Source organism: Sphingomonas guangdongensis, from assembly GCF_900199185.1.
GTDB lineage: Bacteria > Pseudomonadota > Alphaproteobacteria > Sphingomonadales > Sphingomonadaceae > Sphingomonas > Sphingomonas guangdongensis.
The window spans coordinates 563020-582343 of sequence record NZ_OBMI01000001.1; the positions used below are offsets into that span (position 1 = coordinate 563020).

Sequence of the window (19324 nt, forward strand, 5' to 3'; positions counted from 1 at the left end):
GAACGTCCAAGCCAAACAGAGAACTCGCCCGAAGCGGCGCAGTTCTGCGGCACCTTCGCTTCCAAACCGTACTACGGAGAACGCCTTTGGGCGCAATCTCCGCGTTCCTGCCCGCCCACTCTCCGCGCCTAAGTTCGGCAGTACGGTTCTCACGAGTAGTGGGAAAGTAGTGGGAATATGTGCGATCCTCGTCCAGCACGGCCAGCTACTGCTGCTGGTGCATGGTGTCGCGCGCGATCATGTAGTGCAGCATCTTCTTCATGCCGTCGTCGTGCGCGGCGTTGAACAGGCGCACCGCCAGCACGCGGCCGGTGCTCTCGGCCGCGACGTTGCAGTGCATGTCGGCCGCCACGTTGCCGCTGGCGTAGATGTGGCTCATGTTGAACGGCACGCCGTCGGAGTCAACGGGCATCGCCGCCAGCCCGCCCGACAGCAGGTTCTTGTGGATCATGCCCTCGATGGCGTGGCGCCCGTTGCCGCCACCCATCACCGCGCCGACGATGCCGTCGGCTGCAGCGACGCCGGCGCCTTCTCCAGGTTCAGCGCGACGGCGGTCGCCAGCATCTCGATGTGGCCGATCTCCTCTGTGGCAGTATGGAGCAGCATGTCGCGGTACTTGGTCGTCGGCGCGCGGTTGCCCCACGCCTGGAAAAAATACTGCATGCACACGCGGATCTCGCCTTCCACGCCGCCGATCGCCTGCTGCAGCATGCGCGCGAAGCGAGGATCGGGCTTGTCGACGGTAACCGGATACTGGAGGCGCTTGTCGTGATAGTACATGGGATCCTTCGCTGGGCTGTCACATCGTGCCCTGAAGCTTTCCCAACCAACAGATCCACCGAAAGTCATTCTCGGACCGTCACGATCCCGGTTGTTTAATACACCCAGATCGAAACCGCTGCGACGTCAGCAATCGTGGGCGCGCACTTCTTGAATGCGGACACTGACTTCTGCTTTGAGTCAACAAACTGAGCGGCAACCAGCGTCTGTGAGAGGCGTCGGGGCGCGATGCGCTGGTTCGCACCGCAACCTAATGTAACGGAGGCTGAGCGCGAGGCTGGTTTGCGGCTCCTGATCAGCGAAGCGGCTTGGTCGGGCGGCACAGCCGCGCTGACCACCGGCGTCATCCTGACCGCCTTTGCACTACATCTGGGCGCGTCCAATATCATGGTAGGCGTGCTCGCCAGCACACCGTTCCTAGCCCAGCTGCTAGATATCTAAGTCGATGGCGACGTTGTAGCTGAGGCAGTTAGCGTCATGCCGTCCGCCCGTCTCGCCACAAAGCAGTCTAGTCCCGGATCAGAAGACAGGATCGGCTCTGCTCTCCAAACTTGCGCGCCATCCGGTCCGTGGCGATAAGGTTTTGGCCGTCCTTAACCTCTTCAGCCATCCAGTCGTAAGTGAGACTGCCGTAGGTGCTGTCAAAACCTAACGCACCGCCGTTCCTACGCGGCTTGCTAACGGGTTCGTCAGAGCACGTGAAGCATGCCGCCCCGGCTGTCAGTGCTGCGGATTCGTTCGATTTGTTTTAGAGATCGCTGCCGTTTTTTGTCTGCTAGAAAGCAGGCAACCGAGGTAGGACCGCACGTTAGGTCCGGCTGGTGCAGTTGCTTTGACAGTGCCCGCTCATCGGCTACCTAAGCCGCAACAGCAACTGCGGCGGCGGGTACACGATCACTAATCGCCAGTTGATCGCCAAACCTAAGACGTGGCTAGGCGTTAAGACGCTCAAGGATATTGTCTACACGGGTCAGTGTAAAATTTAAACGTGATCGCCAAATCGCAATAGGTAAGCCGTCACCAGTCAAAGTCGTCATCATTCGGTTTCAGCGCTCTTCGGATGCGCGCGCCGACAAACCTAACACCCTTATCTATGACGAAGACGGCTAGGCCGATCTTTAATATGGTTACGCGAACGTGGACGGAAAAACATCCATGAAGCTTTACTCGCCTTCGAAGATCGCACGCATTTCGTCGCTATGCATAAACATGAAGACTATGCTGCTTTCTGGATAGTTGACCATGATTGCGTGCTGCCCAACGGCGAAAAGCCCTTCACCGTAGATGCGGCGCTTACCCTTAGCGAAGATGCGAACGCGACCATTGCCGAACCGTATGCGGATCGCTCCTTGCTTGCCGTTGTCAACGAAGTCGGCTTGATCGGTACGTCCATCTTTGTCCAGGTCGACGGTGACGGTCGTCGAGTAACGGTAGTTGAGCGGAGCCGAGTAGCCGCTGTTCGCCCGCACCATCACGTCAGTAACAGCTCGCCAAGAAGGTGAAGGCGAGCTTTCGGCGACACCCGCACTAAGGCGATCACTGAACGAAGCCGTCGCGGCTCTGGTCGCTGCTGTACGCGCATCCTCGTCTATTAGGGGCTGTATAAACGACGGCGAACCGCCGCTTAGCTGTAGCAGCAACGCTGCCGCCAGAACGGAAGCATTCATCGTGCGGCTGCGACTGCTCTAGCGTGCGCTTCGTCGAGCTTCATCGCAGATCGCTTTGCGGTCGCCACGGCTTGGGCCCGAAGAGGGCGAGCTTTAGCGCATTGCGCTTGCTTGTAGGCCGGGTTCGCAGCCATGAACGCTCGCGAAGAGGCATTCCGCTTCGCGTAAACCTCGGTCATGCTACGGGAGTATTGCCGGTGGGTTCGAGCGTACCGCTCAAAGCGAGCCGGAATATCTCCCAAGTCGGTAAGCGGCAAACCGCAGGCGCGATAGCCTTCGATGATGCCGCTGAGGCTGCGTCCGAACGTCAGTTCGTCAACGGTCGGGCCGTCGTGCGCTTGCGACGGTGAGGCTTGCATCGTGGCGGCTGCCAACGCGAGTAGATTAACGATCATAAGGCCCTCAGGAAGTGAGCGCGTGAACTAAGGCGCGATTTATGAAGAGGCATAGAGTAAAGCTGGTTAAGGTGGGTAAGAGAAAGTCCGATCGCTAAGTGTCAGTCGCGAAGCCTACGCCATAGCTGCTTCCAATTGTCCTCATCCTTCGGAAATCTGCTAGGTCCGTTCGCCACTCCGAATGCGGGTTTTAGCTCGGCAGGTCGCCCGCCGGCACCGTCAGACCTAATGCACCGGCTGGTAAGCAGGGCATCGTAGCGGTGCAGCATGCCCCGCCCGCGCAAGCCAGCCAGTCCGTTCCTCTACTTCAACTCGTCGCCGGAGGTGATCCGGCTCGTGGTGCTGATGTATGTGCGCTTCCCGCTCAGCCCGCGGAACGTGGAGGACCTGCTGTTCGAGCGCGGGATTGAGCTATGCCATGAGACGGTGAGGCTGTGGTGGAACAGGTTCGGTCCGATGTTCGCCGGCGACATCCGCCGGGCACGGGTAAGCCGCATGCGTGGGTTCCGCCACTGGCGCTGGCACCTGGACGAGCTGTACGTGAAGCTGAACGGCGAGATGGTCTACTTGTGGCGTGCCGTCGATCACGAGGGCGAGGTGCTCGAGAGCTACGTCACTAGAACCCGCGACAAGAAGGCGGCGCTCACCTTCATGAAGAAGGCGCTCAAGCGCCACGGCTCGCCTGAGGCAATCACGACCGATGGCCTGCGCAGCTACGGTGCTGCCCTGGACGAGCTAGGCTGCCGTGACCGCCAGGAGGTGGGCCGCTGGGCCAACAACCGGGTCGAGAACTCACACCTGCCGTTCCGACGACGAGAGCGGGCGATGCTCCGGTTCAGGCAGATGAAGAGCTTACAGAAGTTCGCCTCCGTCCACGCCAACATCCACAATCACTTCAGCCTCGAACGCCAACTCACCGCCCGACAGACCTACAAGGAGCGACGCTCGGCTGCACTTGCCGAGTGGCAGATCCTCGCGAGCTAGGCTGCCGCCCTCCTAAGCCATCCTGCTGTCGATTGGAGACGAGTTCGCGTTAGACTGACAGCATCGGAACGACCGCTTCGGGGCGGAATCCTGCTAGGCGCGGACATTCGTTAGACCGGATTGGTGCCATAGCGGCATCGGACATCGGACCGAATTTCTGAACCTCCGAGTAGCCTCGCGAGCGAGTTGATCTGCGCCATCCACTGTCATGTGGATTTCACGTTGGCCGCTTAGCTGCGCCCGGGGATTTTTCGATGGAGTCGGGGTGGTGAGCGAAGCGGCGGAGCACTTGCCGGAGGTCTGCGGCAGCGCACTGACCGACGCTCTACGCCGCTTCATGCGTCAGAGGGTTGCCAATCATGCCGACGGCGAGGACCTGGTGCAGGAAACCTTCGTACGGCTGTTCAGCTACAAGGCGCCGGTCAATAACGCCAAGGCGCTATGCTTCGCGATCGCGCGCAACCTGTTGGTCGATCACGCCCGCTCCGCGCGGCGCGTTGCCGTGCCGCTGAGCGACGAGCTGGTTTGCCCGAACCCTCAAGTGGATGTGATCGTTGCCTACCGCCGCGCCGTCGCGATCATGGCGACTGCTCTGGAGCGAATGCCGCCGCTCCGACGTGAGGTGTTCCTGCGTCGGCGACTTGACGGGCTCAGCACTGCCGATATCGCGCTTGGCCTCGACATGAGCTTGGCCGCCGTCGAGAAACATGTGGTGCGAGCGTTTAAGGACTTGCGCACGGCGCTGGCTCGCCGTGGCTTCAGTATCGAGCACGGCGCGTGAGCACCAGCGCCGGCGTCGTGGATGGAGCCGCCCTGACGGAAGCGTTGCAGACGGCGTCGGAGCGTTGCGGTCGGCTGACGAACGATCAGGTGCGCGCGTTGCGGCGGCAACGGCGCGGGGTCGCAACCGGACTGGTCGGCACCGGCATAGCGGGTGTGCTCGCCTGCGCGGTGATGCTTCATCAGCCAGCGACGACGGCGGCGCCCTACACGCGTGAGGTGGCGACACGACCCGGCCAGCGTGGCATGCTGACGCTGGTCGACGGGTCAACGGTGAAGCTGGACGGCGCGACCCGAGTTCGGATCGATTATGGCGCCGGTCGCCGGACGGCCGAACTGTTGGCGGGGCAGGCCAGCTTTGACATCCGCCATGATTCCGTACGGCCGTTCATCGTCGGTGCCGGCTCCGGCGAGATCCGGGTGCTGGGAACGGCGTTCGACCTGGATCTCACGGGGCACAGGCTGAAGCTCGCCGTGTACCGCGGCGCCGTCCGCTTCGGTTCCGTGGCGGGGCAGACGCGCTCTGTTCTGGTGCGCGCCGGCTATCGCAGCAGCCTTCACGATGGCGCCGTTGCCGACCCTGAACGTTTCGACACGACGCTTCCCACCTGGTGGGGCGGATGGATTGACACGAACGGCATGCGACTGGACGAAGTGGTCGAGGTGCTGAACCGACAAGCCGGCGTATCGATCGCCGCACCGCCGGAAGCGCTGTCCGCCGTTCGCGTGTCCGGTCGCTTCCGGATCGATCGCCCGGCGCAGATCCTGCGTGCGATGGGCGATGGATTCGGCTTCACGGTCGTGGAGCGCAACGGCAAGCTGGTCCTGCGACCGAACGCCTGATCTGGCAAAAAAGACTGTCCGGATCTGTCCGCGACCGTCGTCTTCCCCGTGAGCGCCAGAGAGCGCCGGGACAGCGATGGGGGACAGCGGCAATGAAGTGGTATCTTTGTGCGTCGGCAGCGGCGCTGGTGGTGGTCGGCGCGCCGGCCAGCGGACAGCAGCGCGCGGCTGCGTTCTCCATCCCGGCCGGCGAGCTCTCCTCGGCGTTGTCGACCTATTCCAGCGTGACCGGCATGCAGGTCATCGCCGCGCCAGCGCTGGTGCAGGGTCGCCGGACGGCTGGAGTAAGTGGGCGCCTCACCGCGCACGACGCGCTCACACGCTTGCTCCGCGGCACGGGCCTCCACGCGGTCACCAGCAACGGTGTGCTGGTACTGCGCGCCGGACAAAAGGATGCCACGCCGCGGCGAGCGCGCCACACCGTCGCCGCACCGATCGAGACGCCGGTATCGGTCGCAACGACTGAGCCGCAGACCGACGGACCGGACGTCGTCGTCGTCGGCTACCGCTCCGCACTGACCGCCGCACAGGAACTGAAGCGTCGTGCGGTGGGTACGCAGGACAGCATCGTCGCGTCCGACATCGCAGCTTTTCCCGACCTCAACCTCGCGGAGGCGCTGCAGCGCGTACCCGGCGTGGCGATCACGCGTGACACGGGCGAGGGTCGGCAGATCGCGCTGCGCGGGCTCGGCCCCGATTTCACCCGGACGCAGCTGAACGGCATGGAGGTGCTCGGCAATACGGCGTCGGGCATGGACAATCGCGGCAACGTCAGCCGCACGCGCGGGTTCGACTTCAGCCTGTTTGCCTCCGAACTGTTCAACCGGGTCACTGTGCAGAAGAGCTTTGCGGCAAACCAGGAGGAGGGCGGGATCGCGGGCACCGTTCAGCTCGCCACTGCCAAGCCGTTCGACTATGACGGGCCACAGGTCGTGCTCTCGGCCAAGGGGCAGCACAACGACCAGACGGAGGGTCTTACCCCGCGCCTCGTCGCGCTGTTCTCTCAGCGGCAAGGTGACGTGGGCGCGCTGGTCTCCATCGCCTACTCCAAGATCCGTAACAACGAATACGGCTATCGCAACTGGAACTGGGGTCGCGTCACTTACGGCGCCAACAATATCGGGCCGGAGATCGACGCGAACACCCGTGCGCTGCTGCGTGGCGGCACGATCTTCGCACCGCAAGCGCAGTCGCCATCGACATGGTACACCGATCGGGAGCGGATCGGCGCGACCGCAGCGCTGCAGTACCATCCGGGAGACCGCTTCAAGCTGGACGTCGATCTGCTCTATGGTCAGTTGTCGGACAACCGCGATGACTGGGCCATTGCCTCAGGGGGCTACAACGCGCTGACCGGCAACGTGTCGGGCACGCAGGTGATCCGGTCTGCGGTAATCGAGGGCAATTCCCTTGTCGCCGCGAGCTACACTGGCATCGATCAGCGCACTGAGCACCATTATGTCGAAAACGAGACGAACTTCTACCAGGCGGTTGCCAATGTCAGCTGGCAGGCGAGCGACCGGCTGCTCCTCACCGCACTCGCCGGCTACCAGAAGTCCGACTTCGCGCAGCCGGTGTTCGACAAGGTGTTCCTGCAGGCACGCAACACTGCCTTCAGCTTCGACATGCGTCCGACGATTCCGCAGAATACCTACGGCTTCGACCTGACCAACCCTGCGAATTGGAATGTGCAGCGGCTGGTGGCGCAGGAAAACACCATCACGTCGGAATACCGTAATGCGCAGGTCGGCACGGTGCTGGACATCTCTCCGGCCCTGAAGCTGGAGGCCGGCGGCGAGTACAAGCGCTTCACCAACGCAGGCTATCAGTATCTCACGAATACCTTCTATGGCACCGCGGCGACGACCGACCGAGCGGTGCCGGACAGCCTGAAGTACGTCATCAACCGGGACAGCCTGCTGCCCTACATCGGCGGCGACGTGGGTCCGATCTACGCGCTGCTCGGCAACAACCGCAACCTGACGGCCGCAAATCTGACGGCCGGAAGCGACTACAACATCCGCGAACGGACGTGGGCGGGCTTCGCGCAAATCGATCTCGACACCGACCTCGGCAGCATGCGGCTGCGCGGCAACGCGGGTGTGCGTTATTACAACACCAGCCTTCGATCGGGCGGCTCGCTTGCGACCGCCACGAACGGCGTGACCCGGCTCGAACCGGTGGTGGTGGAGACGGAGAACGACGGCTGGCTGCCGGCCGTCAATCTCGCGCTGGACATCACGCCCCAGCTCGTCGCGCGCGCCTCAGCCAGCCGCAACGTCAACCGGCCCGGGCTGCCGCAGCTGGCCGCAGCGGGCACGCTGACTGTGGCGCCGTTCGGGGGCACGGTCTCTGTCGGCAATCCGTTCCTCCAGCCATTTCGCTCCACCTCCGTCGAGGGCGTGCTCGAATGGTATATGGACCGCCGTGGCTTCGCCTCGCTCGGCGTGTTCTGGAAGGATCTGGACAGTTTCATTACGTCGGAGACGTCGCAGGTCCCGTACAGCGCGACCGGCTTCCCCGTGTCATTGCTGCTACCGGGGCAGGACGGCACCACACCGTACAACTACACCCGACCGATCAACGGCGAAGGAGCGAAGATCCGCGGCGTGGAAGCGGCGTTCCAGCACGATTTCACGTTCCTGCCCGCGCCGTTCGACCGGTTCGGCGTTGTCGCGAACGGGACCTACATCGACGGTGATCAGAATGCGGTCTACAACGGAGTGTCGCAGCGCATTCCGCTGTTCAATCTGTCTAAGTGGGCAGCGAACGGCACGCTCTACTTCGAAACTGAACGGTTCGGCGCGCGCGTATCGACGGCGTTCCGCAGCCGCTACCTCCTTGGCGCAGGCTCCAACGCGAACGTGGGCGACGGCATCCGCCCGACCAACAACGTCGATTTCCAGATCCGCTACAATCTAACCCCCACGGTGCGGCTGGTGGCCGAAGGCATCAACATCACCAACGAGGCGATTGAGCAGTTCGCTGATCGGGAGGCTGATCGGACGCTGGTCTACACGACCAGCGGCCGCATCTATACGTTAGGGGTGACTGCCAGCTTCTGACGCTCCGGTGCGCACTCCACAGCCGGCAGAAGCTGGCAGAGCGCGCGTCACGGTAGCGACGTCGCATCGTGTTCCTAGCTTAACGAACCGACGCGAAAGCAACCGAAGCTGAGAGCGACCGACCATCAGGATCGCGTTGCCGATCCAAAGGGGAATAATCATGTCCTTCGACCTGTGGCTGCGGGCGACCGCGGCATCGATCCTGCTTGTCTCCAGCGCCGGCACCGCCGCTGCGCAGGTCACTACCGCCGAAGCGGTGACGGCGGAGAAGCAGGACTCGCTCGCGTATGATCAGAACGCCGACACCGGCGCGCATCTGGACGAGATCGTCGTCACCGGCCGCCTGGGCAACGCCGCGCAGCGCAAGGTGGAGGCGAGCTATTCGATCACCACCCAGCATGGTCGCGATGCCGGCTGGGAGCTTGATCAGCCCACCGCCGGCCAGAACGATGACGATGCCCATCATCGCCGACGAGGACTGGATTGTGACCGTCGCCAGCGCACCCGCCGCTGCGCCGAGGAGCGGCGCTTAAAGTCGTTCCAGCCATTCAACGATTGCTTTCACAGCAACCCGGCGGCGATTTTAGGCTGGTCCTGCAGCGGCTCGGCGGCCGTGCCGATGATGTTGAGACCGAACAGCACGAGGCCCAAGCCCAGCAACACGGTCGCTTCGCCTAATCGCTGCATGCGATTCGCCGCGAAGACACTCGCGGCGGGAAACAGCCGAGTTCTTACAATTGGTGAGGCAGCGCCCCCACCGGTATCTCCCATGACCTCGCCACGCGTCGTTCTTGCAACGGTGGGTGCGCTTGGCGACTTACATCCGTTTCGTGAACGATGGGGCGAGAATGGTGCGCAACGTAAGACTGTTGCATCGTCGGCAACAGCTGTCACGCAATCAGCGATAACGGCACGGCTCGATCGCCTCTAAGCGCCCCGCGAAAAGCAGGGGGTGATCGATCATGAAGCAGCTCGGGAAATCAAGTATCGTTGCGCTGGGCGTGGCGCTGGGCACGCCGGCTTGGGGGCAGGACGTACCCGTTGATACGTCGGAGATCGTGGTCGTCGGATCGCGCGCGCCGGGTCGGCTGGGCAGCGAGACCGCGTCGCCGGTCGACATCCTGTCGGCGGACGAGCTGGCGGCACGTGGGCTGAGCGATCTCAGTCGCACGCTGCAGTTCCTGGCGCCGTCCTTCAACTTTCCGCGGTCGGCGACCGCACCATCGGCGGCGAACACGCGCGCGGCAACCTTGCGCGGCCTTTCGCCCGATCAGGTGCTCGTGCTGGTCAACGGCAAGCGGCGGCACAGCTCGTCGGTGGTCAATTTCAACAATGTGGTCGGCCGCGGCTCCGTCCCCTACGACCTCAACACCATTCCGGTGTCGGCGATCGAGCGCGTGGAGATCCTTCGCGATGGAGCCGCCGCGCAATATGGCTCCGACGCGATCGCGGGCGTCATCAACATCGTGCTCAAATCGGGGGCGGCATCGGGCTTTGCCGATGTCCAGTCCGGCATCACCGAACGGGGCGACGGCCGCACGCTGACCGCGGCGCTTAATCACGGCTTCGCGCTTGGCGACGACGGCAGCCTGAACGTCACCGCCGAGCTGCGCGAACGCGGCGCCACCAACCGCGCCGGGATCGACAGCCGCTATGGCCGGTTGACGGGCGAGCAGGGCGACCCCGACTCGGTCGACCTGAACGCGGCGGCCAGCCTTCGCCAGGCGATCGGATCGGTCGAGCTCTATGGCGACGCGACCTATGACCGGCGCCGGTCGCGAAGCCCGGCGCAGTTCCGCGTCCCGACCACCGCCCCGGCGATCTTCCCCGCGGGCTTCGTCCCGCACATCCGGCTGCGGATGGACGATTTCGACGGCACGCTTGGCCTTCGCGGCGAATGGCGGGGCTGGCGCTGGGACCTCAGCGACACCGTTGGCCTGAACGAGACGCGGTTCCGGGTCGAGGACACCGCCAACACCACGCTCGGCGCCGCCAGCCCCACCGCGTTCGAGGCGGGCGGTGCGCGCTATGCGCAGAACGTCGCCAGCCTGGGGATCAGCCGGCCGCTCAAACTCCTGGCGGGCGGCAATCTGGCGATCGGCGCGGAGCATCGGCTGGAATGGTTCAAGATCAGGCAGGGCGAGCCCGGCTCTTACGTCGGCGCAGGGGCGCAGGGCTTCCCAGGCTATAATCCCCCATCGCCGGTCGACGTCGATCGCAATGCCTGGAGCGTCTATGCCGACCTGGAGCTCCGCCCGATCGAGGCGCTGACGCTGGGCGGCGCGGTTCGGCACGAAGAGTATAGCGACTTCGGCGCCGCGACCACCGGCAAGCTCACCGCCTTCCTCAAGCCCCTCGACATGCTGGCGCTGCGTGCCACGGCGTCGACCGGTTTTCGCGCGCCTTCCTTGCAGCAGCAGTTCTTCAGCACCGTCACCAGCCAGTCGAGCGGCGGGGTGCTCGTCAACATCGGCACCTTCGCAGTGTCCGATCCCGTCGCGCGTGCGCTGGGATCGCAGCCGTTGCGACAGGAGACCTCTCGCAACCTGAGCGGCGGTATCGTCCTGACGCCGGGCGGCGGCTTCACCCTGACGGTCGACGCGTTCCGGATCGAGATCGACGACCGCATCGCGCTCAGCGAGACGCTGAGCGGCGCCGCGGTCACCGCGATCCTGCGGGCCGCCGGCATCACCAATGCCTCTCAGGCGCGCTTCTTCACCAATGCGGTGGACACGACGACCAAGGGGTATGAAATTACTGCCAATTGGCGACATCGGCTTGCCGACGGCAGCCTGGCGCTGACGGCAGGCTACGGTCGGTTCGACACCGATGTCGACCGCCTCAACACCAACGCGGTCGTCCCCTCCGCGCCGCTGTTGGGGCCGATGGCAATAGGCCTGCTGACGACCGCACAGCCGAAGGACAAGTGGACGCTGGCCGGGCGGCTGGACCTAGGCGCGTTCGGGCTGAACGCCGACCTTGTTCAGTTCGGCGAGTTCACGACGATCTCGGTCCTGACGCCGCAGACTTACGGCGCGGTCACCACGATCGATCTAACCGCTGACTTCACGGTGACGCGGCAGTTCCGATTTGGCATCGGCGTGCTTAATTTGACCGACGCGTTCCCTGATAAGACGATCGAGCGCGGCCTGACGCAGGGCGGTAGCTTGCTCTATCCGGAGGCGGGTGCGATCGGTACCAACGGCCGCGAGGTGTTCGCGCGAGCGACGGTGATCTTCTGATGCGACGGCGCTCTTTCCTAGCGGCGAGTGTGGGCGCGTTGGCGATGCCGATGCGCGCGCCGGCGATCGTCGCGCCCGATCGGCTTCGGCCACGGCTGCCACTGGGCGTTATGAGCGGCGATCCGCTTGGCGATCGTGCGATGCTGTGGAGCGCTGCCGATCAGCGGGCGCGGATGGTCGTCGAATGGTCGACCGACCCTTCGTTCCGCAATCGCGAGCGCCGGACGGGATCGCTCGCGACGCCTGCGACGGGGCTGACCGCCCGTCTCGACCTGACCGGACTGCCGGCCGGGCGAGAAGTCTTCTACCGCGTCGCCTTTGCCGATCCGGACGATTCACGGCGCGTCAGCGACTGGACGCCCGGCCGATTGCGGATGACGCATCAATCAGAGCGCTCGGTACGCTTCACCTTTGCCGGTGACGAGGCCGGTCAGGGCTTCGGCATCAATCCGGACCTGGGCGGCTATCGGCTGTACGAGGCGATGCGCCAGAAGCAACCCGACTTCTTCATCCATCAGGGCGATCAGATTTATGCCGACGGTCCGCTGAAGCCGGAGGTTGCGCTGGCGGGTGGCGGCGTGTGGCGCAACCTGGTCACGCCAGCCAAGGATCATGTGGCGGAGACGCTCGAGGATTTCCGCGGTGCCTATGCCTACAACCTCCAGGACGCGCACAAGCGACGCTTTCTCGCCGAAGTGCCCATGCTGGTACAGTGGGACGACCATGAGGTGCGCAACAACTGGTGGCCCGACAAGCCGCTGGCGGGGGCGACCCCGATGGCGACGCTCGCGGCCAATGCACGGCGGGCGCTCCTCGAATACAACCCGCTGCGCCCGATGCCCGGCGCGGCGGGCATCTACCGCAACTTTCGCCCGAGCCCGCTCATAGAAGTGTTCATGCTCGACGCGCGCAGCCGCCGCGGCGCGAACCTGCTCGCGGGCGGACCGGCGCGGCGCGACGGTGACATGTTCGGGCGCGAGCAGATCTCGTGGCTGGAAGGCGCATTGATGCGGTCGACCGCGACATGGAAGGTGATCGCGTCGGACATCCCGCTGTCGCTGACGGTGCCCGATCTCAATCGCGACGTGGCGAAGGGGGGCATCGAGGGCCTGGCGGACGGCGCGGCCGGGCCGCCCGGCGGACGCGAGCCGGAACTTGCGCGCCTTCTCTCCTTCATGCGGCGGCACCGCATCCGCAACACGGTTTGGCTGAGCGCCGACGTCCATTATGCCGCAGCGATCCGCTACGAGCCGGGCCGCGCCGCCTTTGCCGATTTCGATCCGTTCTGGGAATTCGTCGCCGGGCCGATCAACGCCGGTACCGGCACCTCGGCCGGCAATCCGCTCGACCCGACCTTTGGCCCCGCGCTCGTCTATGACAGCATGCCCTCCGCACCGATCGACTCGAGCCCACGCGGCGGCAACCAGTTCTTCGGAATGGGGGAAGTCGATCCGGTGACGGGCGTGCTGACCATGTCGATCCACGACCTCAACGGGTCGGAGCGGTTCCGCATGCCGATCGAGCCCCAACGCTGAGGCACCCCGTCAATGCGCGCAGGTCGGTGGGAAGGCTTCCGAAAATCGGTCAAAGTGCAGGATCGACGTGTCAAGCTCGCCATGCAGCCAGTCGACGAACCGGCGCTGCAGCGTCGTGGCCGGACGGTCGGCGCGGTAGAGGCGGTACGCTTCGCCGATGCGGCGGCGTCGGGCGATCGGAACCAGCTGATTGTCGCTCAACGCCTGCTCTGACAACAGCGGAACCGCCAGGGTCGCGCCAAGGCCGGTGGCGGCGGTCTCATAGGCTTTGCGAACGCTCGGCAGCTCGCGCACCGTCAGCGCAGGCGGGCGATAGCCGCCAAGCGCGAACCAACGTTCCCACAGCCCGGCCGGAGAACCGACGCCCAGCAACGACAATCGCGCAAGCGCCTCCTCCGGCATCGGCGTCTGTCGGCGCTCGATCGCGTTGGGGGACGCGACCGGCAGCGCATCCACCTCGAACAGGACGTCCGATCCGAGGCCTGAGATCTCACCCAGTCCGCCCCAGATAGCCAAGTCACTCTCGCCGGCCTTCAGCGCCGCCGGATCGCGAGACACCATGATCTCGATATCTACACCGCAGTGCAGGCGTGCAGCGGCAATCCGCGGATCGAGCCAGCAGGACGCCAGGCTATCCGACGCGGCAATCCGCAGCGCCGCGACGCCTTCCCCCGCGATCGTCCGACCGGCATTGCGGATGGCACTGATCGCGGGCTCAATGAGATCGAGATAGCGCCGACCGGCCGCGTTCAGCGTCACCGACTGGCCGCAGCGATTGAACAGTTCGATACCAAGCGATTGTTCGAGCCCGGCGATGCGCCGGCTCACCGCGGACGGACTGAGCGCCATCGACCGCGCGGCGGCCCGAAAGCTGCTCGTCCGCGCCGCGACGACGAACATCTCGACCATCTCGAGCGGTGGGACCTTGCGCAGCATATCGCGAACGTAGCCACACAGTGTCTCAAAACGGAGACATCGCTGCGGACAGATGAACCTACAGCTCCGTCATCACCACGCCCGCCTCGGCCTCTTTCGGGAGCCGATGATCTGCTCTTCCGAAAATTGCTTGCGCTTCGTTCCGTCCGTCCCCTGAGAAGGGCCGGTCTCTAGGTCCAGGTGGATGAAGAAGTCGGGGGCACGCACAGGCTGTCTGCTGGTGCGGTTGACACCTTCGTACTATCAACTCGCGGAGCATGCATGATACTCGCTTAAGCGATCAAGAAGCCTTGGCTTAGGTGTCTGCCGCATGGGTTAGTTGCGCAATGGCTCGCCGGGTAAGTCGCGCGACGGTGACCGGCGAACATCGGCCATGCTCATAATCGCTCCACGCCCTTCCCAACTCAGCAAAGCCGATAATTCCTGCCGAACCAGCGATCCGGTGGGCCATGGTCATGTCTCCGTCATCGAGGGTCGGAAGCGCACTGATCAACGTGCTCTTAAGCCCCTCCACAAGGGTCTCTATCGCCTCCGATCCGAAATGACGTTGTAGTCGACCCAACTCGGGTGGCGCCGCTACTTCGTAGCTTAGTATAGCCGCGATAATAGTTGCACCTTCCTCATCTGTTCTGATGTGTGAATCAGCTCCATTTACCGATGCGGCGAACTGTGTGGTCCGCCAAGTGCCGAATGCCAGCACGGGTAAACACGCAATATTTGTGGCTTCAGCGCGCAGTTTCGCCACTAAGCGATCGGTTACAAATTGTGTCCGATCAAGTATGCGCCATAACAATAAGGGCGGTCGCACCTCTATAAGCCGCAAGGTCGGTATGTCAGATAACCTACAATGATGAGGTTGCCAGCCAGCCTGCTCGAGCAACAAGCTGATCCGGAACGGTGCGTTCTCATCGACGACGACGATGCGCTTCAACAATACTATCCTAGGTTGTCAACAAAGGCTCGAAATCTCACCAACAGGGTTTGCGGCGCGACGATCTATTGTGCAATGAGGATAGTGAGAAACTGATATCGATAATGGCTGAAAGAGGGGGGCGGATGCGATCGAGCAGTCGCGTCTTAGTGACGGATGATCATCCGCTGACCCGCGAGGGTCTCTCCCTTGCTGCTCGATCGGCAATCATTGGCGCCACGGTGGGAACAGCCGGAACGATTGCGGAAGCGGCTAGCTTGCTGAAGCTTTGGGGATCATGCCGCATGATCCTGCTCGACTTCTTGGTACCCGACGCGCGCGGGTATACCGGCTTCCTGACGTTGCAAAGCATCGTGCCACAGACGCCGATCGTCGTCATCTCTGCGCGCGAGGACCTCGCCGTTATAGAAGCCGCCCGGGCGCTCGGCGCTGCCGCCTTCCTGTTCAAGAGCCGACCGCTTGACGAGATTGCTGCGAACCTGCGCGAGGTTGATGCGGGACGCGTCATCTTTCCGGACAGCGCGGGGGTTAACACGACGGTTGCAGCAATCGGCAATCGAATATCCGACCTGTCGCCAGCCCAGCACGCTGTCCTGATGGCGCTGACGGACGGTCGCTCCAACAAGCAGATCGGATTCGATCTCGACGTGACGGAGGCGACCGTCAAAGCGCACCTCACCGCCATCTTCCGGAAGCTGGGTGTTTCTAACCGCGCGCAAGCGCTGCTCGCCATGCGATCCGTGCTCAACAGCAGTTCCGAGGAGAGCGCATGACGCAACGTGATCGACGGGCCGAACTGTCGGAGAGCGCGCCGTCGCTGCGGCGGTATCTCGGCATCGCCGCCCTCCTGCCGCTCGTGCTGGCCGCGGCGCTGTTCTTCATTCGACAAGAGGCATCGCGGTCCGAGGCGTTGAGGGTCCAGGCAGCCGCATCTTACGAACGTCGGCTTGAGCAAGTGCGCCTCTTATCACGGCTGAAGGATGCCGAAACCGCACAGCGCGGATACCTGCTGACGAGCGATCCGGCGTTTTTGGAACCGTTCGAGCCGGCCCGACGGGATGTTGCGGCATTGCTGAGGAGGCTCGACCGTCAAAGCCTGGCCGACGTGCCCGCCACCTACCGCGCAACAGTTCGCGCGCTTGTGACTGCGAAGTTCAAGGAACTCGACGAAACGATCGCTCTTGCCCGAGGAGGCCGAGCGGCGGCAGCCCAGGCGCGCGTGGCCGCCGGCATCGGCAAGGAGTTGATGGACCGGCTGCGCGTCGAGATTGGGCAGAGGATTGTTGACGAGCAGCGGCGATCCGTTAGCCGCACCGCCGCCTTCGAGGCCCAGCGAGCACGCGTGATCGAGATCGTCTGGACGCTGTTCGCCCTGCTCTCGCTGGTGCTGCTCGCCTTTCTTGTGTTCCTGTGGCGCGTGCGGGCGCAGCGCTATCGCGCAAATGTCGCTGCGTTCGAGTCGGCCGAGCGCAATGCGACGATCCTGAACAGCACCGTTGACGCGATCCTGATCCTCAATCCCAGCGGCACGGTCGAGATCATGAACGCCGCCGCGACGCACATGCTCGGCTATGCGAGCGATGAGCTAGAGCGACGCGACATCGCGACCATTCTCGACATCGCGCCCGGAGAGGGCAGCTTCCACAAGCGCGTCGGCCTACACGATGGGCAACTCGCGCAATCGTTCCTGCCCGACCGGCGCGTGATCCACCGAGACGGTCATGACGTTGCGGTAGACGTCGCCATGGGCCTGATGAGCCTGCCCAGCGGCGATCATCTCGTCGTGTCACTGCGTGACATTTCCGAGCGCAAGCGCGTGGAGCGAGTCAAGGACGACCTGATGTCCACGGTCAGCCATGAGCTGCGCACGCCGCTCACGTCGATCGTCGGCGCGCTCGGGCTGCTTCGCTCAGGCTCCGCCGGCACCCTGCCGACCAGTGCCGGTCGTCTGGTGGAGATTGCCGAGAACAACTCGCGTCGACTGATCCGATTGATCAACGACATGCTCGATATCGACCGGATCGAAACGGGCACCCTTCGCATGCTGCGCGAGCCAATCGATCTGCGCCTGACGATCGAGCAGGCGGGTCTCGGCAGCCAGGGACTGGCCGGAACCCGCGCGATCCGCGTCGCGAGCCATCTCCCCGATCAGCCCGTGATGGTGATGGGCGATGCCGATCGACTGCTTCAGGTGATGACGAACCTGATGTCCAACGCGATCAGGGCTGCCCCGCCGGGATCGAAGGTCGACTTGTTCGTTGAAAACGACGACCGCGACTGCGCGGTTGTCACCGTCGCGGACCGTGGGCCGGGCGTTCCTGCCGGGTTCCGCGACCGCATCTTCGGCCGGTTCGAACGGGCCGAGCAGAGCGACGGGACGGTCGGAACAGGTCTGGGTCTGGCGATTTCGCGGGAGATCGTGACTCGGCACGACGGAAGGATCTGGTTTGAGGATCGCCCCGGCGGCGGCACCTGCTTCCGCTTCACCATACCGCTCACCGGCAACATCGCGGCCGCCGACCAAGCGGCGCCCTGCATCCTGGTCTGCTCGAACGATGAAGTGCTGACCGAGAGTCTCTGCGCACTGGTTATCGAGGAAGGCTGCGTGTTCGAGGTCGCGACCAACGCCGAAGATGCACGGGCGTGCCTTGCGCACCGGCATTATGCCGCACTGATCGTCGACTTCAAATTGCCGCCGAGGGGCGGTCTTTCGTTCGCCCGCACGGTACGCGAGGCACGGACCGCGGCAGGTACATCGGTCATGGTCGTGACAACCGACACACTGCCGGACGGTGATGGTCCTTCGCCGCTTGATGTCGTGGATTGGATCAACAAGCCGGCCGAGACGGAACGGCTGGCTGAAGCCTTGCGCGCGGCCTTGTCGCGAACGCGCCCGAGACGCCCCGTCGTCCTGCACCTGGACGACGACCGCGACCTGCTGAAGATCGTGTCGGCGGCGCTCGAGCCGGAGGCTCAGATCGTCACGGCCACTGACCTTCCGTCCGCCCGCGCCCTGCTCCACGATGTCAGACCCGACGCGGTGATCCTCGACCTGCATTTGGAAGGCGCGGATGGGAGAGACTTGATCCCCTTCCTCGTCGACGAGGACGGACTGGCGATCCCGACGGTGATCTTCTCCGCGCAGGACGTGACGGAGGAGACAGCGGCTCAGGTCGACGCCGTACTGGTAAAGGCACGGGGATCGATACCCGACCTTAAGGCCACGCTGAGGCGCATTCTCCGGCCGCGCCTGGAAGAGGAACCGGCTGCATGAGCCTGCTGAAGATCATCTACATCGACGATGACGCCGACATCCGCACCATCGTCGGCATGTCACTGTCGCTGGATCCGTCGATCAACGTCCGGATCGCAGCATCCGGTCAGGAGGGGCTGGATCTGCTGGTGGGCGGGTACCGACCCGATGTCGTCATCCTAGACGTTATGATGCCGGGGATGTCCGGGCCGCAGGTGCTCGATGCCATGCGCTCCAACCCGGCGCATACCGGCATTCCAGTGATCTTCATGACGGCCAAGGGGCGTGCGATGGACATGGAGTTCTATCGCGAGCAGGGCGCGATCGGGGTTATCCTGAAGCCGTTCGATCCCCTGGAACTCGCGCGTGACGTGCGAGCGCTGCTCGCCGGCAATCCGCCAACAAAACCTGTCTGAACACTAGACTTCCGTCGTAGTTTGCCTCCGCCCTCGCCGAGGGCATGATGTCGTTAAGCCTGATACGCTCCACTGCCACCTGTATCGAGAGGACAGGCAGCAGTGATCGCGAACCTTCAGCACGACCATGATCGACTTCGCGCGCTGGCGGCGGACCTTGACGTCTATTTGGTCCAGCCGACGCCTCCGTCCGGACCGGAGTTCGCCCAATTGCGCTGGCAGCTGGTTCGCGAACTCTCCATGCACCTGGCAGCCGAGCGCTCCGCGCTCCAGGCGTGGCAGCGCAGCGCCGGCTCGGCGGCCAGTCACATCGACCTTAGCCTGGACGCAGCCTTCACCGAGCATGTAGCGAAGTGGAGCGGCGTGTCGCTCATTCAATCTTGGCACTGCTATCGCTCTTCGGCACGGGCGCTGCTGTCCCGCTTGCGCACACGGATGGACCGCGAGGAGCGGCTGATGTTTCCGGCACTGAACCGGGCCGGTCACGCCTGATCGCC

General features: G+C 64.0%; 15 protein-coding genes and 1 pseudogene. 11 read left to right on the forward strand and 5 right to left on the reverse strand.

The window, feature by feature from the left end; all coding sequences use genetic code 11:
* Positions 1-205 precede the first annotated feature (205 nt).
* Positions 206-849: pseudogene (locus tag CRO12_RS18525) on the reverse strand (manganese catalase family protein).
* A 159-nt stretch (positions 850-1008) separates the two neighbouring features.
* Between CRO12_RS18525 and CRO12_RS17610 the strand changes: the two are divergent.
* Complete coding sequence (locus CRO12_RS17610) at positions 1009-1221, forward strand: hypothetical protein (protein ID WP_144033505.1); 213 nt, start codon at positions 1009-1011, stop codon at positions 1219-1221.
* A 722-nt stretch (positions 1222-1943) separates the two neighbouring features.
* Here the strand turns inward: CRO12_RS17610 and CRO12_RS17615 are convergent.
* Entirely contained in the window at positions 1944-2447 is a 504-nt protein-coding gene (locus CRO12_RS17615) for a hypothetical protein (RefSeq protein ID WP_144033506.1), read from the reverse strand.
* A 662-nt stretch (positions 2448-3109) separates the two neighbouring features.
* Between CRO12_RS17615 and CRO12_RS02650 the strand changes: the two genes are divergently transcribed.
* The 4 genes from CRO12_RS02650 (at position 3110) to CRO12_RS02665 (ending at position 8514) form a co-directional block, all read left to right on the forward strand.
* Positions 3110-3826 (forward strand): IS6 family transposase, encoded by a 717-nt coding sequence (locus CRO12_RS02650; protein WP_097062447.1) that lies wholly within the window; start codon positions 3110-3112, stop codon positions 3824-3826.
* A 268-nt stretch (positions 3827-4094) separates the two neighbouring features.
* Positions 4095-4607 (forward strand): RNA polymerase sigma factor, encoded by a 513-nt coding sequence (locus tag CRO12_RS02655; RefSeq protein ID WP_218838846.1) that lies wholly within the window; start codon positions 4095-4097, stop codon positions 4605-4607.
* Between the two features lie 173 nt (positions 4608-4780).
* Positions 4781-5449, forward strand: coding sequence for a FecR family protein (locus tag CRO12_RS02660; protein WP_281253383.1), 669 nt, complete (start codon positions 4781-4783; stop codon positions 5447-5449).
* A gap of 92 nt (positions 5450-5541) precedes the next feature.
* Positions 5542-8514, forward strand: coding sequence for a TonB-dependent receptor (locus CRO12_RS02665; protein ID WP_097062450.1), 2973 nt, complete (start codon positions 5542-5544; stop codon positions 8512-8514).
* A gap of 79 nt (positions 8515-8593) precedes the next feature.
* Here the strand turns inward: CRO12_RS02665 and CRO12_RS18595 are convergent, their stop codons facing one another.
* Entirely contained in the window at positions 8594-8980 is a 387-nt protein-coding gene (locus CRO12_RS18595) for a hypothetical protein (protein WP_483881771.1), read from the reverse strand.
* Between the two features lie 496 nt (positions 8981-9476).
* On the opposite strand from CRO12_RS18595, the gene CRO12_RS02675 reads away from it, so the two are divergent.
* Both CRO12_RS02675 and CRO12_RS02680 read left to right on the forward strand, forming a co-directional pair.
* Positions 9477-11756, forward strand: a complete 2280-nt coding sequence (locus tag CRO12_RS02675; protein WP_097062452.1) for a TonB-dependent receptor plug domain-containing protein — start codon at positions 9477-9479, stop codon at positions 11754-11756.
* A gap of 44 nt (positions 11757-11800) precedes the next feature.
* The gene (locus CRO12_RS02680) at positions 11801-13291 is read left to right on the forward strand and encodes an alkaline phosphatase D family protein (RefSeq protein WP_218838847.1); all 1491 of its coding nucleotides are present in this window, start codon (positions 11801-11803) and stop codon (positions 13289-13291) included.
* A gap of 9 nt (positions 13292-13300) precedes the next feature.
* On the opposite strand, the gene CRO12_RS02685 is transcribed toward CRO12_RS02680, so the two are convergent.
* Together CRO12_RS02685 and CRO12_RS17625 are read right to left on the reverse strand one after the other, a co-directional pair.
* On the reverse strand, positions 13301-14227 hold the full coding sequence (locus CRO12_RS02685) for a LysR substrate-binding domain-containing protein (RefSeq protein WP_097062454.1): 927 nt from the start codon (positions 14225-14227) through the stop codon (positions 13301-13303).
* 295 nt (positions 14228-14522) lie between these two features.
* A complete protein-coding gene (locus CRO12_RS17625; RefSeq protein WP_144033507.1) occupies positions 14523-15158 on the reverse strand; it encodes a hypothetical protein in 636 nt (211 codons plus the stop codon).
* A gap of 125 nt (positions 15159-15283) precedes the next feature.
* On the opposite strand from CRO12_RS17625, the gene CRO12_RS02690 reads away from it, so the two are divergent.
* The 4 genes from CRO12_RS02690 (at position 15284) to CRO12_RS02705 (ending at position 19319) form a co-directional block, all read left to right on the forward strand.
* A complete protein-coding gene (locus CRO12_RS02690) occupies positions 15284-15931 on the forward strand; it encodes a response regulator transcription factor (protein ID WP_097062455.1) in 648 nt (215 codons plus the stop codon).
* Positions 15928-18432, forward strand: coding sequence for an ATP-binding protein (locus CRO12_RS02695; protein ID WP_097062456.1), 2505 nt, complete (start codon positions 15928-15930; stop codon positions 18430-18432). The genes CRO12_RS02690 and CRO12_RS02695 overlap by 4 nt, the downstream gene beginning before the upstream one ends.
* The gene (locus CRO12_RS02700) at positions 18429-18827 is read left to right on the forward strand and encodes a response regulator (protein ID WP_097062457.1); all 399 of its coding nucleotides are present in this window, start codon (positions 18429-18431) and stop codon (positions 18825-18827) included. Before CRO12_RS02695 ends, CRO12_RS02700 begins: the two co-directional genes overlap by 4 nt.
* A 102-nt stretch (positions 18828-18929) precedes the next feature.
* Positions 18930-19319 carry a hemerythrin domain-containing protein gene (locus CRO12_RS02705; RefSeq protein ID WP_097062458.1) on the forward strand — a complete coding sequence of 130 codons (390 nt, stop codon included), beginning with the start codon at positions 18930-18932 and terminating at the stop codon, positions 19317-19319.
* Positions 19320-19324: the final 5 nt, after the last annotated feature.

Bases quoted from the DNA above. Each gene is read 5' to 3' on its own strand.
- CRO12_RS17610 (WP_144033505.1), top strand. From the start codon at position 1,009: ATGCGCTGGTTCGCACCGCAACCTAATGTAACGGAGGCTGAGCGCGAG.
- CRO12_RS02660 (WP_281253383.1), top strand. From the start codon at position 4,781: ATGCTTCATCAGCCAGCGACGACGGCGGCGCCCTACACGCGTGAGGTG.
- CRO12_RS02665 (WP_097062450.1), top strand. From the start codon at position 5,542: ATGAAGTGGTATCTTTGTGCGTCGGCAGCGGCGCTGGTGGTGGTCGGC.
- CRO12_RS02695 (WP_097062456.1), top strand. From the start codon at position 15,928: ATGACGCAACGTGATCGACGGGCCGAACTGTCGGAGAGCGCGCCGTCG.
- CRO12_RS02690 (WP_097062455.1), top strand. From the start codon at position 15,284: ATGCGATCGAGCAGTCGCGTCTTAGTGACGGATGATCATCCGCTGACC.
- CRO12_RS02685 (WP_097062454.1), bottom strand. From the start codon at position 14,227: ATGCTGCGCAAGGTCCCACCGCTCGAGATGGTCGAGATGTTCGTCGTC.
- CRO12_RS02650 (WP_097062447.1), top strand. From the start codon at position 3,110: ATGCCCCGCCCGCGCAAGCCAGCCAGTCCGTTCCTCTACTTCAACTCG.
- CRO12_RS02675 (WP_097062452.1), top strand. From the start codon at position 9,477: ATGAAGCAGCTCGGGAAATCAAGTATCGTTGCGCTGGGCGTGGCGCTG.
- CRO12_RS02680 (WP_218838847.1), top strand. From the start codon at position 11,801: ATGCCGATGCGCGCGCCGGCGATCGTCGCGCCCGATCGGCTTCGGCCA.
- CRO12_RS02700 (WP_097062457.1), top strand. From the start codon at position 18,429: ATGAGCCTGCTGAAGATCATCTACATCGACGATGACGCCGACATCCGC.
- CRO12_RS18595 (WP_483881771.1), bottom strand. From the start codon at position 8,980: ATGATGGGCATCGTCATCGTTCTGGCCGGCGGTGGGCTGATCAAGCTC.
- CRO12_RS17615 (WP_144033506.1), bottom strand. From the start codon at position 2,447: ATGAATGCTTCCGTTCTGGCGGCAGCGTTGCTGCTACAGCTAAGCGGC.